This is a genomic window from Streptococcus sp. SR1 (assembly GCF_000526075.1).
GTDB lineage: Bacteria > Bacillota > Bacilli > Lactobacillales > Streptococcaceae > Streptococcus > Streptococcus halitosis.
Map to the genome: position 1 here is coordinate 1 of NZ_JATR01000018.1, position 15,747 is coordinate 15,747.

Genomic DNA, 15,747 nt, shown 5'->3' on the forward strand with positions numbered 1-15,747 from the left:
ACGCAGAGCTTTACTTATCACCAGTTTTAGATGGCTTTAACAGCGAAATTATTGCTTTTAATCTTTCTTGTTCGCCTAATTTAGAACAAGTACAAACGATGTTAGAACAGGCATTCACAGAGGAGCATTACGAAAATACAATTCTCCATAGCGATCAAGGCTGGCAATACCAACACGATTCTTATCATCGGTTCCTAGAGAGTAAGGGAATTCAAGCATCTATGTCCCGCAAGGGCAACAGCCCAGACAATGGGATGATGGAGTCCTTCTTTGGCATTTTGAAATCCGAAATGTTTTACGGCTATGAGAAGTCGTTTCAGTCGCTTAAGCAATTGGAACAAGCCATTGTAGACTATATCAATTACTACAACAATAAAAGAATTAAAGTCAAACTAAAAGGACTTAGTCCTGTGCAGTACAGAACTAAATCCTTTCAATAATTATTTGTCTAACTTTTTGGGGTCAGTACACATCTCACTCTTTTTATTTTTAAAATCCATTATGATCGCTGAGTTCCTTGAACCAGTGCCCTGATTTCTTCAGACGGCGTTCTTGTGTTTCCAAGTCAAGCTCAACCAGACCGTAGCGATTTTTATAGCTGTTGAGCCATGACCAGCAATCAATAAAGGTCCAGATTAGGTAACCCTTACAATTGGCTCCGTCTTCAATGGCACGGTGAAGTTCACGCAGATGTCCTTTGACAAAGTCAATACGATAGTCGTCCTGAATCATGCCATTCACACGGAATTTATCTTCACCTTCAACACCCATGCCATTCTCTGTCAACATCCACTCAATATTAGCATAATTTTCCTTGATATTTTGGGCGATATCATAAATCCCTTGCTCATAAATTTCCCAACCACGGTGGGGATTGATTTTACGGCCAGGCATAATATAAGGCTCATAAAAATGTTCTGGCAAGAGTGGACTGTCTGGATGCTTAGCAAAACGTGGCGCCATAACGCGCAAAGGTTGGTAGTAGTTGACTCCAAGGAAATCAACTGTATTCTCGCGAATGAGCTCCAACTCTTCTGCTGTAGAATCTGGTAGTAAATCATGCTCAGCTAAAATCTCTACTAATTCTTCTGGATAAGCTCCCAGTACAGACGGATCTAGGAAAGATTGAGCTTGGAAGAGGTCGGCAATGCGCGCAGCCTTGACATCCGCAGGATGCTGGCTACGTGGGTAAGCTGGTGTCAAGTTAAGGACAATCCCAATCTTGGAATCAGGCAAAATCTCATGACAGGCCTTAACCGCAAGACTACTAGCCAGTTGTGTGTGATAGGCTACCTTAACCGCTGCTTGGGCATCCACCTTGTGAGGATAGTGGGCATCGTAAAAATAGCCAAACTCTACAGGGACGATGGGCTCGTTAAAAGTAATCCATTGATCTACCAAGTCACCGTAAGTCTCAAAACAAAAACGAGCATAGTCTTCATAAGCCTTGACAGTTGCCTTATTTTCCCAACCATCGCCGTCTTCTTGGAGGGCAAATGGCAGGTCGAAGTGATAGAGATTGACTAAGAGGCGAATCCCCTTGGCCTTAATAGCTTCAAAGACCTGACGGTAGAAAGCCACCCCTTTCGGATTGACCTCTCCACGGCCCTGTGGGAAAATACGAGACCACTGGATAGAAGTTCGGAAAGCTGTATGACCAGTCTCTACCAAAAGCTCAATATCCTTTTCCCAGTTTTCATAGAAAGTCGATGTTTTGTCAGGTCCAATCCCATTGTAGTAGCGATTGGGTTCCACCTGATACCAATAATCCCAGAGATTATTTCCTTTACCATCACCAAGAACTCGTCCTTCTGTCTGTGGTCCAGAAGTGGAGGAACCCCAAACAAAATCCTTTGGAAATTTTAGCATTGTTATACCTCTTCGTTTACTCATTTTCCCCATTATATAGAAAAAACAAGGTAAAAACTAGTTACATTTTTGCCTTGTTTTTCTTCTGATTATAGTTTTTATTTCTTGCTGAGGATTTCAAGCGTTTCAAGCAAGTTGTCTGCATGAACTTCGATGGTGTCACCAGTTGCTTTAATCTTAACTTCTACAATGCCATCGGCTGCTTTTTTCCCGACAGTAATACGGATTGGCAGACCAATTAAGTCGCTATCGCTGAATTTGACTCCGACACGTTCGTTACGGTCATCTGTCAAGACTTCGTAACCAGCTCCCATCAAGTTGGATTCCAATTTTTCTGTTAAGGCTTGCGCTTCTTCATCTTTGACATTGACAGTGATCAAGTGCACATCAAATGGTGCCAATTCTTTAGGGAAGTTAACCCCCCAAGCGTAACGGTATTCACCTTTTGGCGTTTTGTTAACAAAGAGGCGAGCATGTTGCTCTATAACGGCTGAGAGGAGACGGCTAACACCGATACCGTAACACCCCATGATGATTGGCACAGCACGACCATTTTCATCCAAGACATCTGCTCCCATGCTTGCTGAGTAGCGAGTTCCGAGTTTGAAAATATGACCAATCTCGATACCACGGGCAAAGTTAAGAACACCTTGTCCGTCTGGGGAAATTTCACCCTCACGAACTTCGCGAATGTCCACATATTCTGCAGTAAAGTCACGACCTGGGTTCACACCTGTCAAGTGGTAGCCATCTTCGTTAGCCCCCACAACAGCATTGCGAACATCTTGTACCTTACGGTCTGCAATGATTTTCACATTTTCTGGCAAACCAACTGGACCAAGCGAACCAAAGCCAGCTGTGATAACATTTGCTACTTCTTCCTCGCTCGCAACATCAAAGAAATCTGCACCCAAGTGGTTTTTCAACTTGACTTCATTGAGTTGGTCATTTCCAACTAGAAGGGCTGCAACAAGCTCACCATCTGCCATGTAAAAGAGAGTTTTAATCGTTTGCTCTTCTGGCACGTTAAGGAAGGCTGCCACTTCATCGATGGATTTAACATCTGGAGTTTCGACGCGAGTCACTTCTTCTTCCGCAACGACACGGTTGCTTGGTTTGTACTCGTTTGTTGCCATTTCTAAGTTAGCTGCATAGCTAGACTCACTTGAGTAGGCAATGGTGTCTTCACCAGAAACCATCCATTTTAGCAATTCTGCCTTGATTTCTTCTTGCACTTCTGCAGGAATTTCATCAAATGAGGCAACTGACTTATCTAAGACAACCCAGCGGTCGAGGTCTGTACGAGCAGGAGTGATGGCCATAAATTCTTGGCTATCCTTACCACCCATGGCACCACCGTCACCGATGATAGCCTTGAAATCCAAACCACTACGAGTGAAAATTCGTTCATAGGCCGCCTTGTACTCGTCATAAGTCACATCCAAACTATCGTAATTAGCATGGAAACTATATCCATCTTTCATGATAAATTCACGCGTACGGAGAAGTCCGTTACGTGGACGTTTTTCATCACGGTATTTCGGTTGGATTTGGTAAAGGTTGAGTGGCAATTGCTTGTAAGATTTCACAGAGTCACGAACAATAGCCGTAAAAGTTTCTTCGTGTGTCGGACCTAGGATAAAGTCTGACTTTTCACGATTTTTCAGTTTATAAAGGTCTTCACCATAGGTTTCATAACGACCTGATTCACGCCAAAGATCGGCACTGAGAAGGGCAGGAGCCAACATCTCCACCGCACCAATCTTGTCAAACTCTTGGCGCATGATATTCTTAGCCTTTTCAATCACACGGTTAGCGAGTGGTAGGTAAGAATAAACACCAGCAGAGACTTGACGAACATAACCAGCACGCAACATAAGGGCATGGCTGATAACTTGAGCATCGCTTGGCATTTCGCGAAGCGTTGGGATTAGCATTTTACTTTGTTTCATAATATTCCTCGATTATCTAAAAGAAGAGTCGCATAATGTCATTCCAGGTCACAGCTAGCATCAAGACAACCATGATAACTACACCAGCCATGGTGACATAGGTTTCAATTTCTTGTTTAAGGGGTTTCCGGCGGATAGCCTCTAGGATATTGAGCACAATCTTTCCACCATCCAAAGCCGGGATAGGAATCAAGTTAAAAATCCCGATATTGATGGAAATCATGGCTAGGAAATAGAGGACATTCTCAATTCCATTTTTAGCAGCATCGCTACTTGCTTTAAAGATGGCAACGGGACCACCGAGTTTGTTCAAATCTGGATGGAAAATCAAGTTTTTCAGAGCCGAAAGGATGCGAAGTCCTGAGTCAGCAGCGGTTGTAAAGCCACCAACAAACATGGATAGAAAGTCTGACTTGACTCCCGGTTGAACCCCGAGAATGTAACGTCCTTGATTCTCTTCTGGAGTCACAGTTACTTGTTTTTCGCTACCATTTTCAGAAATGGTCACATCCAAGGTCGGAGCGGTCTTATCCTTGGTATCTGCTTCCACAGCCTGAGTTAAGTCTTGCCAATTTTTAACCTCATGCGAGCCGACCTTAGTAATTTGAGCTGTCTCAGCTACACCCACCTTAGCCAAAGCTCCCTCTGGCATGACGTGAAAGAGATTTGTCTGAGTATCTCTAACACCGCCCTGCAAAAAGATCAAGATCCAAAAAACAACAACACCTAAGATAAAGTTATTCATAGGACCTGCAAAGTTGGTGATGAGCTTGCCCCAGATAGAAGCATTTTGATACTGTACATCCAGAGGAGCGATGCGCACTTCGGTTCCATCTTCTTCAACAACCGTCGCATCATGATCCACTACAAAAATCTTTTCTTCTTCCAGGACCAAACCCTTGATAAAGAGCTTGTCTTCAAAGTCAAACTGGGTTACCTGCATAGGAAGAGCCGTTTGATCCAGTTTCTTCCCTGAGAGGTTGACCCGTTTGACCTTGCCATCGTCGGCAAGTGTTAAACTGACTGGAGTTCCTGTCTTGATTTCCGTCGCATCATCACCCCAGCCTGCCATACGAACATAGCCTCCTAGAGGAAGGATTCGAATGGTATAAGCAGTGCCATCCTTGCCGATATGGGAAAAAATCTTGGGCCCCATACCAATGGCAAATTCACGAACTAGAATGCCCGATTTCTTGGCAAAATAAAAATGTCCAAACTCATGCACCACTACGATAATCCCAAAAACGAGGATAAAGGTTAGCAATCCAATCATTCAATATTCCTTTCTTTAGAAGAGGCCAAACAAGTGCATGATAGGAAAAACAACTAGCATACTGTCAAAACGATCCAACACACCACCATGCCCCGGGATAAATTTCCCTGAATCCTTGACACCGAAATGGCGTTTCATAGCACTCTCAATCAAGTCACCAAACTGACCTGCCACACTGAAGAAGACGGCAAAGAGGCTCATTCTATAAATTCCATAAGGCAAAGCAACTGTGCTGTCTAAAAGCATGAAGATTGCTGTTACCAGTACCGCACCTAGAATACCTCCGATAAAGCCCTCAATGCTCTTATTGGGAGAAACTCTCGGAGCCAACTTATGCTTACCAAAATTCATCCCTATCAGATAAGCTGCACTATCTGTTGCCCAAACGATAAAGAGAGCCAGAAGAACCTTATCAAATCCAGCTATACGAGCGTCTAGTAAGGCATTGAAGCCAAAACCAACATAGAAACTCACAGCAATCGGAAAGGCAGCATCTTCAATCGTATAGTTTTTACTGAAAACAGTCGTTCCTAACATAATTGTAATCAAAACACTGTAGGCAACTACATTGCCATCAACCGGCAAAAAAGTTAGGTAATTTTCTAAGGGGATTGTGAGTGCAAAGGTTGCAAGGAGGGTCAAGGTGCCCTCAATGGTCATAGTCTTTAGTCCCTTCATATGCAGAAGCTCATGAACAGCCAGCATAGCTATCAAGCCAATTCCTATCTGCAACAAGAGCCCGCCAACAAACAAGACGGGAAGGAAGATAAGCAGAGCCAGTCCAGCAAACAGTGTTCTCTCTTGTAAATCCTTGGTCATATTTTCTCCTAAACTCCTCCAAATCGGCGATGACGACGATTGTAGGCAAGAATTGCTTCCTGCAAGGCTGCCTCGTCAAAATCAGGCCACAGGGTATCCGTAAAATAGAGCTCACTATAGGCTCCCTGCCATGGAAGGAAATTGCTCAAGCGTAATTCTCCACTGGTACGAATAATCAAGTCCGGATCTCGCACATCCTTAGGCAAATGTTGGGTGAAGAGATAGTTGCCAATCAATTCCTCTGTGATATCACCCGGATTGATTTTCGCATCTAAAACATCCTGAGAAATCAGCTTAACAGCCTGTGTAATCTCAGCACGTCCACCATAGTTAAGAGCAAAATTGAGAATCAAACCCGTATTGTTCTTAGTCAATTCCTCTGCTTTTGTCAAAGCTTCAAAAGTCGGCTTAGGCAGACGGTCCGTCTCCCCAATCATCTGAATTTTAACATTATTTGCATGCAATTCAGGAACATAGTTATCATAAAACTCGACTGGTAAGTTCATGATAAACTTGACTTCCTGATCCGGACGCGTCCAATTTTCCGTTGAAAAGGCATAAACCGTGATGACCTTAACGCCCAGCTTGTTGGCCACCTTGGTCACCTTTTGAAGGGCTTCCATCCCCGCCTTATGACCAAAAACTCGTGGTTGCATGCGTCTTTTAGCCCAGCGACCATTCCCATCCATGATGATGCCAATATGATTAGGAACCTGTATTGGAACCTCTACTTCTGCAGCTTTATCTTTCTTAAAAAATCCAAACATGATCTTATTCCTATTCAAAAATCTATCGTTTTATTATACCATACTTCCCTATTTTCTTCTATTGCTAAGTTACTATCATTACTTGTAAGTAACAAAAAATAAGCCGCCTGATTGGGCGACTTTATTTTATAGGGAGATTATTATGAAAAAGTTTTAGGAGTTTAAGTTAAGTTTCTCTTAACTTATGGACTTAGTATACCGTTCCTAACTTAAACTTTTCTTAAGTTTTTTGAAAAAGTGAGATTTTCCCATTTTTCTTGCCAATTTTTCTTGGACAAGCGTTCCTGATAGAGCTTCATTCGGTCCTCATTCTCTAAAAAATGAGGAGTTGGGGATACGTGAAAGTTAAAAATATCCTCTAAACCATAAGGCGCAAAGAACTCTAAAGTTGCATCGTCATGCAAGCGAAGGCCTATCGCCGTACAACGCTCAGGATATTTACTCATAGCATCACAAGAACTGGTATAGGGAGCTGTGTGGGGACTGTGCAGATGCATATAGACCTGATTTTTCAACTCCCACTGATACTGAGGGAAATCTTCTCTCAGCTTGTTCTCTAGGGATACTGTTTCCCCATAAGAAACATCTGGATCAAAGAAAATCACATCCACATCCGTTTCACAGTCAAAAGGCGATTTGTCTGACAAGAGATTCCAAATGAAATTCCTGACAGAACCCGCTGCCAACCAAGAGTCTTTCAGACCAAGGTCACGAATGATGGTCAGAATGGTCATCATATCCGGATTTTCTCTGAAAGCATCTAGAATATCTTGTTTATTTTTCACTGTATTCATAGCCTAAATGCTCATATGCCTTAGCTGTCGCCACCCGTCCAGAACGAGTTCGCATGATAAAGCCTTTTTGGATGAGGTAGGGTTCGTACATATCTTCGACCGTCTCACGCTCCTCGGCAATATTAACAGAAAGAGTTCCTAAACCGACAGGACCACCACCGTACATCTCAATCATGGTACGAAGAATCTTTTGATCCACATAGTCCAAGCCTTCATGGTCAACATCTAGCATGGTTAATGCCTTATCGGTAATCACATCATCGATAATCCCATTTCCCATAATCTGGGCAAAGTCGCGCACGCGCTTAAGGAGACGATTGGCGATACGAGGAGTTCCCCGACTACGCAAGGCCAGCTCAGCAGCTGCCTCATGGGTAATTTCCATTTCAAAAATATCTGCCGTCCGCTCAACAATCTCCGTCAAGTCAGCGTGGGCATAGTATTCCATATGGCCTGTAATCCCAAAACGTGCCCGTAGAGGATTTGAGAGCATCCCCGTACGGGTCGTTGCACCAATCAAGGTGAATGGTGGCAAATCCAAATGAACACTGCGACTGCCTTCACCAGCCCCAATCATGATATCAATGTAGAAGTCCTCCATGGCACTATAGAGCACCTCTTCCACCGACATGGGTAAGCGATGAATCTCGTCAATAAAGAGAACGTCTCCAGGCTCCAAATCATTCAAAATCGCTACCAGATCACCCGCTTTTTCAATGACAGGACCAGACGTTTGCTTGAGATTGACTCCCAGTTCATTGGCAATAACAAAGGCCATGGTTGTTTTCCCGAGACCTGGAGGACCAAATAAAAGAACATGGTCCAGCGCCTCATCACGCATTTTTGCTGCCTCAATAAAGATTTGAAGCTGATCCTTGACCTTGTCCTGCCCAATATATTCACGTAAATACTGAGGACGGAGCGTACGTTCGACCAACTCCTCATCCCCCATGATTTCATTATCTAAAATTCTACTCATGGCTCTATTATATCAAAAATCCAAGCCACAAACAAAAAAGCCACCTGATTGGGTGGCCTCTTTAGGGAGATTATTATGAAAAAGAAAAGTTTAGGATTTCATTAAATAAAGGGTACTCAATGAAAATCGAAATCAGACTAGGCAGATAGACGCAAGCATAACTATAGTTAGCTAAGTCGACTCTAACGAAGATTGATGAGATTTTCGAAGAGTATTAGGAGGTCTTTATTAATGATTATATAATACACAAGGAGACTTAAAATTCCCTTAATTTTTAAATCAATCACTAACAATTTTCTTTAACAGCTGTTTGACCTGCAATACGTCCAAAAGTAAAGATATCCGTAAGCGAATTTCCTCCTAGACGGTTACCTGCATGGAGTCCACCTGCGACTTCTCCGGCAGCATACAAACCAGGGATAATCTGACCGTTTTCATTCAAAACGTGTGTTGAAGTATCAATCTTGAGTCCACCCATTGTATGGTGAACGGCCGGTTTTCTCGGTGTTGCGTAAAATGGCGCAACCTCGCACTTGAGATCAAAACTACCTTTATTAAATTCAGGGTCAAAGCCTGCATCAACATAGGAATTGTAATTCTTTATCGTTTCCACTAGAACTTGTGGGGCCATACCAATCTGAACCGCCAACTCTTCTATCGTATCTGCACGATAGAGAGTGCCTGCTTTGACTTGGGCATCGATTTTTTCTTGGCTAGTGTTGTAGGCTGTTGCCTTGATACGTTCATCTGCAATTAGATAGAACAAGCCTCCATTATCAATCGCCGCTTGAGATAGCTTGTCTCGGCTACCGTACTCATCTACAAAGCGCTTCCCTTCAGTATTTACCATGATGAAGTTTGCTGGAGGAACTTGAAGTCCTGAGAAGAGTGCTCCTGTCACTGGATCGGATACTGGCATCATTTGACTAAAGCCCATACCCACTAGATCTGCACCTACACTTTGCCCTAAAAGAATACCATCTCCTGTTACAGCTGGTGTATTAGATGTGGCAATATCATCTGCAATTTCAGTCCAGTAGGTATTGTATTTTTGTAGCATCTTGGTATTGGCACCAAATCCTCCAGAAGCTAGAACAACAGCATCTGCATTGACAATGATGGTTTGACCGTTTCGACCTTCTGCTCTGACACCCTTGACAGCCCCGTCTTTTACAAGCAATTCTTTAACTGGAGAGTCAGTCAAGATCTTGCCACCATGTTCTAGAACATATTTTTGTAGGACAGATATAAAGGCATACCCCATTGGTTGAACCGGCTTATGGCCACGACGCCAAAGGGCTCCAACTGGCATTGTCACTTCGCTACGAACAAATTCAACGCCGATGTCTTCCAACCAACGAACAGACTCTAGGGCTCGCTCAGTTAGGACAGATACTAAATTATATTGGCCATGAATTTCATTTCCTTGTAAATCTTTTCGTTTCCCACCGATATAGGTTTGGATACGGTAAAGTAAGGTAGAGTCAAACAAATAGCTCGGGTCCTGCAAATACTGCTCAACCTCAACTTTCAAGGCTCTAAAGTCCTCTAGATATTCTGAGTCAATCGTTGATTCATCTGTCGCAATCAATTCTTGAAGCGTATGTGCCTCACCTGGATGAGCTGCGAAGGTTCCTTGCCATGCTGGATCTGGTGCATTCATTGGACCACCTGCACGAACAGTATTTCCTCCAATTGCTGGGAATTTCTCAACAATAATCGGCTTCTTACCAGCTTGTAAGACTGCAGCAGCCGCAGCTAAACCAGCTCCTCCACCTCCGACGATGACAACGTCTGCTTGATAGGTTTTATCTTCTTTATCCAAGGCAGATGGAGCTTTGGAACGTTTGCGTAGAACATCTGGATTTGCACCGGCTTGTTTGACCGCACGCGCAACTCCGTCCAAGACACCATTTGAAGTTACAGATGCTCCTGACACCGCATCAACATTTAAGGTCTGACCCTCAATGATTTCTACTGGAATACGCGTAAAGACAATATCTGCAATTCCTGAAGATTCCCCAGAAGAATCGATTTCGATTTTTTCAATACGGTCCTCAGAAACCGTTACATCCATTGGTAATTTACCATTATGGCCTTCCGTTGTAACATGATAAGTCCCCGGTTCAAATCGAACTTCTTCAGGAAGATTTAGTTGGTTTGCAACGGATACAAAGCGAAGGAAGCGATAAAAACAACTATCTAGGAAATCTACAGTTCGCTCCTCAATTAAATTTCCATTATCATCAAATGCTCGATGCGCTCTACCAAGTAAAAACTCACTGCCTGGCATAACTGTTGCATTTACTCCAGGAGCATCAAGAATCTGACGAAGATGAAGTTGGGCACGTGAAGAACCTTGAATATCATAGGAAGCTCCGACAATCATTGTCGGCTTTCCGTCTAGTGGATGAATGTTAAAAGACAACCACTCGAGCAAGCTATTCAAACTTGATGGAATCGTATGATTGTGCTCGGGTGTCGAGATAATGACACCATCAGCTTCTGAAATAGCTTGATTAAACTTCTGAATAATAGGTGTATCTGTTTGATCATCTGTTTCATTGAACATCGGTACATCTTTTATTTCTAAAATCTCAATATCCGCTTTCTGAGCAAAATGTCTTTTCATAAATTGCAACAGGTTGCGATTATAGGATTTTTTTGCATTAGTCCCAACAATAGCTACTAATTTCATTGACTCTTCTCCTTTCATTAATTCCCTAGGCTTTTAACCATTCTTCCCAGATGAATGATTTTTTACGATTTGTATCTTCTGGTTTGACTAAAGCTTTTGTTAATTCAACAAAATTTTGAAACTCTGAAAAATGTTCTTCTAGTTCTGCAACCTTTTCAGGATTGTTCAAATGACACTCATCATCTAGGACTTGCTCAGAATGACCTAGAAAGAACTCTGTACCAGGCATAACTCTCGCTTTAAGCTCCGGCGCATCTAAAATCTGACGTAAATGTGCCTGCGCTCTAGATGTTCCTAGCAAACCGAGAGAAGCACCAACAATCATCGTTGGTTTGTTAACCAAAGCACGACTGGTATAAGCAATCCACTCCAAAGCAGAGGCCAAAGGTGCTGGTATCGTGTGGTCATACTCAGGTGTTGAAATAATCACACCATCTGCGGCAAGAATTTTTTCTGAAAAAGCTTGAACTTCAGCTGGCGCTTGCTTGTCCTCAGGTTCGTTAAATGCTGGCAATTGTTTGATTTCCAATATCTCAATGTCGGTTTTATCCGAAAAGTGCTTTTGCATAAATTTCAAGAGTTTCCGATTGGTTGAGCGATCTGAATTGGTTCCAACGATAGCAACTAGTTTCATCTTGGTACCCCTTTCATTTATTTAATCTACTTTCATTATACTACTTTAGAAAATCTTGTAAATCCTTGATAATAAAGACCGTGTTATTCTATCAGATTATCGTACTTTAGTACAAGTTCGTGAAAAAATTAACAAAATATCTTCTTAAACTATTGACCAGCTTCCTTAACTATGATATAGTCTTGGTGAAAAAATATACATTTAAGGAGGATGTTTTTATGAAAGAGACATTCAATCGTTGGCGGATTTTAGTCGCGTCTACAGCCATTCTTCTTTGCACAGGTGCCGTCTATTCCTTTTCTGTTTTTGCCGGACCACTTAGCAGTTCAACAGGCTGGTCCATGTCTGATATTATGTTAGCATTTGCTATCAACTCTGCAATCGGCCCTATCCCCATGATTCTAGGAGGTTATTTAGTTGACAAAGGTTATGTAAAATGGACCATTGCCCTCGGCGCTCTCCTATTTGCTAGCGGATTTTACTTAACCGGCTATGCCAATTCACCAGCCATGCTTTATTTGACCTATGGATTAATGGCTGGACTTGGTCAAGGTTTTGCCTATTCAGGTGCCCTCTCCAATTCACTTCGCCTCTTCCCTGATAAACGTGGCTTGGCCTCTGGAATTCTGACAGGCGGCATGGGATTTGCTGCAGTCATTGCTTCTCCAGTTGCGAGTAATCTCATTCAACAACAAGATGCCTTCTTTGCCTTTCGGACAATTGGGCTAGTCTATATTGTTGTTATCATCTGTGCAATTTTCTTTATCAAGGCAGCTCCAAGTGGCTACCAACCAGCAGGCTGGAAAGCTCCAATACAAACTAAGCAAGGACCTACTAATAAAACCTGGAAACAAATGCTACGAAGCCCTCTGTTTTACATTATCATTAGCATGTTCTTTGTCGGCGCCTTTTCTGGTTTGATGATTGCCTCTCAGGCATCGCCAATCGGTCAATCAATGTTTGGACTCTCTGCAGGAACTGCAGCTCTCTATGTTTCTCTCTATTCCATTGCAAACTCTAGTGGTCGTTTTATCTGGGGATCACTCTCTGATAAAATTGGCCGTTCAAAGACCTTATTGATTATCTATTCTGTCATTGTCCTAGCTTTATTCTCTCTAACTATCGTCCCTGGTCAATTCGGCTTCACCTTAGGAATTATTGGGCTTGGTATCTGCTTTGGTGGTGTTATGGGAGTCTTCCCATCTATCGTCATGGAAAATTACGGTCCTGCAAATCAAGGGGTCAACTACGGTATCGTCTTCACTGGATATTCTTTAGCAGCATTTTTCGCTCCCAAAGTCGCTGTTCAAATGGCAATGGCTAATAATGGAAATTATAGTGTAGCTTTTTATGTTGCTATTGCTTTGGCCTTCATTGGACTTATGCTTACTATTTTTTATATGAAAAAGAAAGCTTAAAACTCGAAAACTTCCTAGATAAGGAAGTTTTTTTGGTATAATAAAAGTAGTAATAGAATATTGGGAGGATTTACCATGGCAGACCGTTCACGTTTCTTACGAGATAACCCATCTGACTTCCCATATGATTTTGAAAAACAAATCCTATCCAAGCAATCTTCTAATACAATCTACCATTGGCATCCTGAACTAGAGATAATCTATGTCAAAAAAGGAACTGCTACCTTCTATATCAACTCTGAGCGCTTTGAAAGTCATGAAGGTGATATTTTTTTAATTCAGCCAATGTCTCCTCACGCCATCTACCCTATTGAAAATCAAGAACAAATTTCAGCAGTTTTTCGTATCCATTTAGATTTCCTAGGTAGAAGTCAAATTGACAGTTTTAGCCAACGCTATATCCAACCCCTCCACTCTGGTCACTTTTGCCTTACTCCCCAAATATCACCAGGCGATAAGGCCTATGATCAAATTCAATCCTGCCTTCTTTCCCTCTTTTCTATCCTTGAAGAAAAAGGCATATACTACGATCTACTCATAAAATCTAAACTATACGAATTGCTTCATCTTCTCTTTAAGTATCGATATGTCAATCGACACTATACAGATGATACCTATCAAAAATACCAAAAACTAAAAGAAGTGATTTGCTACCTTGAACAGCACTACGCAGAACCCATTCATATTGAGCAACTAGCTGCAACATTTGGATATAGTAAAAATCACTTTATGAGTATTTTCAAGCAACATACTGGAGCCAGTTGTATGGACTACCTGCTCCAGTTACGTCTTGAAAAATCCTGTGAGAAACTCGTCCAAACCAACCTCAGCATTCAAGAAATTGCAAGCCAAGTCGGTTTCACCAACCTTTCAAACTTCAACCGTCAATTTAAGCAGCACTATCACTTAACACCTAGACAGTATCGAAATCAACAACTTAAAAAGAAAACATGATTCTTTCTCCTCAGTCTTTTCTAAGGAGTTTTTTCAAACAAAAAAGCCACCTGATTGGGTGGCTTCTTTAGGGAGATTATTATGAAAAAGGTAAAATAAAATCTTATTAAATCAACAATCTTGGAGGGTTCCCCCTCCAACTCCCCGACCTCTGGACAAGGTCTATTTTTTTGAAAAAAAGTTTAAAAAATGTTAAAAAAGACTTGACTAACGCAGTATAATGCGGTATAATAAATAATGTAAGGAGGTGATACAAATGGACAACCTAGACGAGTGGCTTGCAAGGGTCACAGTTGCGGTAGGGATTGCAGTAGCAATCTCAAAAGAGAGTCGCTCTTGGTACCAAGTGCTAAAAGAGCAAAAGAAAAAAGCGAAAATCGCTCCCAAGTTTTGCAGACGCAGGAAGAGATAATCGCTAAAGGGTAAGAGAGCGAAAGCTCTCCTTACCTTTCATTTTATAAGAAAGTGAGAGAAAAATCAAGATGAAAATTATTTTATTTGTAGCAATTTTGGCGATCGCTATTGCTTGGTATTCAGGAGATAATAAAAAATGAGTAAAGCAGATTTTAACAAAATTCAAAAATTACTAAAGGCTGTAACAGCTTATAGAATTTCTAAAGCTACTGGAATTGGTGACACTACAATCAGTAGATGGGTCACAGGAAAAACACCAATCGAAAAAATGAGTTTAGAAAATGCTATCAAATTGACAAATTATGCGGAGGAGCTAGAAATGGAAAACGCAAAACAACTACTTGAAGAAATTAAAAATAACGATGTATCGTATGCTATTGTAAATGAAGATGGAGCAGTTTATTGCAATCTTGGTACAAGTAACATCATGGATATTTATGGTATTGATGGGGAAGATGGCCATTTCTACGGTGTTTATGGTGACGCAGTTGGTGGGCAGCTTGATAGTCGCAACGTCTCTGATGACGTTATTTTGAAAGCTATTAAACTAATGTTAGGCTTGGGTGAGCCTGTAAAACGTTCAGAATTGTCTATGGTATCAGATTTCAAACAGACATTTGTAGATGGATATTTTGAGGCAGTCGAATTGATGAAACAGTCTGGTCTTCTTCAGCCTCAGGAAGAAAATGAGAAAGTCAAAGAATGGATTGAGTCTCACAAGGATATTGTAGGTTCAACAGTTAAACACCCATCGTTTGGAACTGGTAAAGTAGTTAAAATTGAAGACAATGCAATTACTATTGATTTTGAAGATACTGGAAGCAAATCTTTAGCTCTTGAAGCTGTTGTTAGCAATAACTTACTAGAATTCTAAAATAATTTATAAGGGTAAAGCAGTGGTTTCGGTCACTGCTTTTATTATTGCAAACAAAAAAACCGCAAGCCTGAGCCTGCGGTTGAAACAATTAGAACAATATTTTAGAAAATTTCCTTTCTTTATTTTAAAAAAATTATTTAGTAGTAACAATTAGCCCATCAGGCAATACATCAAGCGCTGGTTTATCTGAACGGCTGCCATCCTCATTGACATAGTACCAGCCTCCTTCAACTTTAACAAGTTCTTCTGAAGACATTGCTCCGTTCTCTTCTTTGAGATGGTATAGTTTGTCCTTGTAT

Annotated in this window: 15 protein-coding genes; 5 read left to right on the forward strand and 10 right to left on the reverse strand. The window is 41.6% G+C overall.

Going from position 1 to position 15,747, the window contains the following annotated elements; all coding sequences use genetic code 11:
* On the forward strand, window positions 1–440 hold a 440-nt coding region (locus HMPREF1518_RS06110; RefSeq protein ID WP_033584895.1), incomplete at its 5' end, for an IS3 family transposase.
* Window positions 441–489: 49 nt separating this feature from the next.
* Here the strand turns inward: HMPREF1518_RS06110 and HMPREF1518_RS06115 are convergent.
* The 9 genes from HMPREF1518_RS06115 to HMPREF1518_RS06155 all read right to left on the reverse strand — a co-directional run bounded on the left by HMPREF1518_RS06115 (window position 490) and on the right by HMPREF1518_RS06155 (window position 11,785).
* Window positions 490–1,869, reverse strand: coding sequence for a glycoside hydrolase family 1 protein (locus HMPREF1518_RS06115; RefSeq protein WP_033584897.1), 1,380 nt, complete (start codon window positions 1,867–1,869; stop codon window positions 490–492).
* 98 nt (window positions 1,870–1,967) lie between these two features.
* The gene (locus HMPREF1518_RS06120) at window positions 1,968–3,821 is read right to left on the reverse strand and encodes a proline--tRNA ligase (RefSeq protein ID WP_033584899.1); all 1,854 of its coding nucleotides are present in this window, start codon (window positions 3,819–3,821) and stop codon (window positions 1,968–1,970) included.
* A 16-nt stretch (window positions 3,822–3,837) separates the two neighbouring features.
* Window positions 3,838–5,094, reverse strand: a complete 1,257-nt coding sequence (gene rseP / locus HMPREF1518_RS06125; RefSeq protein ID WP_033584901.1) for an RIP metalloprotease RseP — start codon at window positions 5,092–5,094, stop codon at window positions 3,838–3,840.
* A 15-nt stretch (window positions 5,095–5,109) separates the two neighbouring features.
* On the reverse strand, window positions 5,110–5,913 hold the full coding sequence (locus HMPREF1518_RS06130; protein ID WP_000159105.1) for a phosphatidate cytidylyltransferase: 804 nt from the start codon (window positions 5,911–5,913) through the stop codon (window positions 5,110–5,112).
* A gap of 8 nt (window positions 5,914–5,921) precedes the next feature.
* Window positions 5,922–6,680 carry an isoprenyl transferase gene (locus HMPREF1518_RS06135; RefSeq protein WP_000466695.1) on the reverse strand — a complete coding sequence of 253 codons (759 nt, stop codon included), beginning with the start codon at window positions 6,678–6,680 and terminating at the stop codon, window positions 5,922–5,924.
* Window positions 6,681–6,889: 209 nt separating this feature from the next.
* The gene (locus HMPREF1518_RS06140) at window positions 6,890–7,474 is read right to left on the reverse strand and encodes a nucleotidyltransferase family protein (RefSeq protein WP_033584903.1); all 585 of its coding nucleotides are present in this window, start codon (window positions 7,472–7,474) and stop codon (window positions 6,890–6,892) included.
* On the reverse strand, window positions 7,455–8,453 hold the full coding sequence (ruvB, locus tag HMPREF1518_RS06145; protein WP_081730825.1) for a Holliday junction branch migration DNA helicase RuvB: 999 nt from the start codon (window positions 8,451–8,453) through the stop codon (window positions 7,455–7,457). The genes HMPREF1518_RS06140 and ruvB overlap by 20 nt, the downstream gene beginning before the upstream one ends.
* A 286-nt stretch (window positions 8,454–8,739) precedes the next feature.
* The gene (locus HMPREF1518_RS06150) at window positions 8,740–11,151 is read right to left on the reverse strand and encodes a flavocytochrome c (RefSeq protein ID WP_033584905.1); all 2,412 of its coding nucleotides are present in this window, start codon (window positions 11,149–11,151) and stop codon (window positions 8,740–8,742) included.
* Window positions 11,152–11,176: 25 nt separating this feature from the next.
* Window positions 11,177–11,785, reverse strand: a complete 609-nt coding sequence (locus HMPREF1518_RS06155) for an NADPH-dependent FMN reductase (protein WP_033584907.1) — start codon at window positions 11,783–11,785, stop codon at window positions 11,177–11,179.
* Window positions 11,786–12,003: 218 nt separating this feature from the next.
* Here HMPREF1518_RS06155 and HMPREF1518_RS06160 point away from each other — a divergent pair, with 218 nt between their 5' ends.
* The 4 genes from HMPREF1518_RS06160 to HMPREF1518_RS06170 all read left to right on the forward strand — a co-directional run bounded on the left by HMPREF1518_RS06160 (window position 12,004) and on the right by HMPREF1518_RS06170 (window position 15,445).
* Window positions 12,004–13,203 (forward strand): L-lactate MFS transporter, encoded by a 1,200-nt coding sequence (locus tag HMPREF1518_RS06160; RefSeq protein ID WP_033584909.1) that lies wholly within the window; start codon window positions 12,004–12,006, stop codon window positions 13,201–13,203.
* 75 nt (window positions 13,204–13,278) lie between these two features.
* A complete protein-coding gene (locus tag HMPREF1518_RS06165; RefSeq protein ID WP_033584911.1) occupies window positions 13,279–14,157 on the forward strand; it encodes an AraC family transcriptional regulator in 879 nt (292 codons plus the stop codon).
* A gap of 256 nt (window positions 14,158–14,413) precedes the next feature.
* Window positions 14,414–14,569 carry a hypothetical protein gene (locus tag HMPREF1518_RS10825; RefSeq protein ID WP_156025215.1) on the forward strand — a complete coding sequence of 52 codons (156 nt, stop codon included), beginning with the start codon at window positions 14,414–14,416 and terminating at the stop codon, window positions 14,567–14,569.
* A gap of 138 nt (window positions 14,570–14,707) precedes the next feature.
* Window positions 14,708–15,445, forward strand: coding sequence for a hypothetical protein (locus HMPREF1518_RS06170; protein WP_033584913.1), 738 nt, complete (start codon window positions 14,708–14,710; stop codon window positions 15,443–15,445).
* A 136-nt stretch (window positions 15,446–15,581) separates the two neighbouring features.
* Here HMPREF1518_RS06170 and HMPREF1518_RS11045 read toward each other — a convergent pair whose 3' ends face one another.
* Window positions 15,582–15,704, reverse strand: coding sequence for a hypothetical protein (locus tag HMPREF1518_RS11045; protein WP_269317217.1), 123 nt, complete (start codon window positions 15,702–15,704; stop codon window positions 15,582–15,584).
* Window positions 15,705–15,747: the final 43 nt, after the last annotated feature.

Excerpts from the sequence above, each read along its gene's own strand:
- HMPREF1518_RS06120 (WP_033584899.1), bottom strand. The coding sequence starts at position 3,821 with ATGAAACAAAGTAAAATGCTAATCCCAACGCTTCGCGAAATGCCAAGC.
- HMPREF1518_RS06165 (WP_033584911.1), top strand. The coding sequence starts at position 13,279 with ATGGCAGACCGTTCACGTTTCTTACGAGATAACCCATCTGACTTCCCA.
- HMPREF1518_RS10825 (WP_156025215.1), top strand. The coding sequence starts at position 14,414 with ATGGACAACCTAGACGAGTGGCTTGCAAGGGTCACAGTTGCGGTAGGG.
- HMPREF1518_RS06160 (WP_033584909.1), top strand. The coding sequence starts at position 12,004 with ATGAAAGAGACATTCAATCGTTGGCGGATTTTAGTCGCGTCTACAGCC.
- HMPREF1518_RS06150 (WP_033584905.1), bottom strand. The coding sequence starts at position 11,151 with ATGAAATTAGTAGCTATTGTTGGGACTAATGCAAAAAAATCCTATAAT.
- HMPREF1518_RS11045 (WP_269317217.1), bottom strand. The coding sequence starts at position 15,704 with ATGTCTTCAGAAGAACTTGTTAAAGTTGAAGGAGGCTGGTACTATGTC.
- HMPREF1518_RS06140 (WP_033584903.1), bottom strand. The coding sequence starts at position 7,474 with ATGAATACAGTGAAAAATAAACAAGATATTCTAGATGCTTTCAGAGAA.
- HMPREF1518_RS06135 (WP_000466695.1), bottom strand. The coding sequence starts at position 6,680 with ATGTTTGGATTTTTTAAGAAAGATAAAGCTGCAGAAGTAGAGGTTCCA.
- HMPREF1518_RS06170 (WP_033584913.1), top strand. The coding sequence starts at position 14,708 with ATGAGTAAAGCAGATTTTAACAAAATTCAAAAATTACTAAAGGCTGTA.
- HMPREF1518_RS06130 (WP_000159105.1), bottom strand. The coding sequence starts at position 5,913 with ATGACCAAGGATTTACAAGAGAGAACACTGTTTGCTGGACTGGCTCTG.
- rseP (WP_033584901.1), bottom strand. The coding sequence starts at position 5,094 with ATGATTGGATTGCTAACCTTTATCCTCGTTTTTGGGATTATCGTAGTG.
- HMPREF1518_RS06115 (WP_033584897.1), bottom strand. The coding sequence starts at position 1,869 with ATGCTAAAATTTCCAAAGGATTTTGTTTGGGGTTCCTCCACTTCTGGA.
- HMPREF1518_RS06155 (WP_033584907.1), bottom strand. The coding sequence starts at position 11,785 with ATGAAACTAGTTGCTATCGTTGGAACCAATTCAGATCGCTCAACCAAT.
- ruvB (WP_081730825.1), bottom strand. The coding sequence starts at position 8,453 with ATGAGTAGAATTTTAGATAATGAAATCATGGGGGATGAGGAGTTGGTC.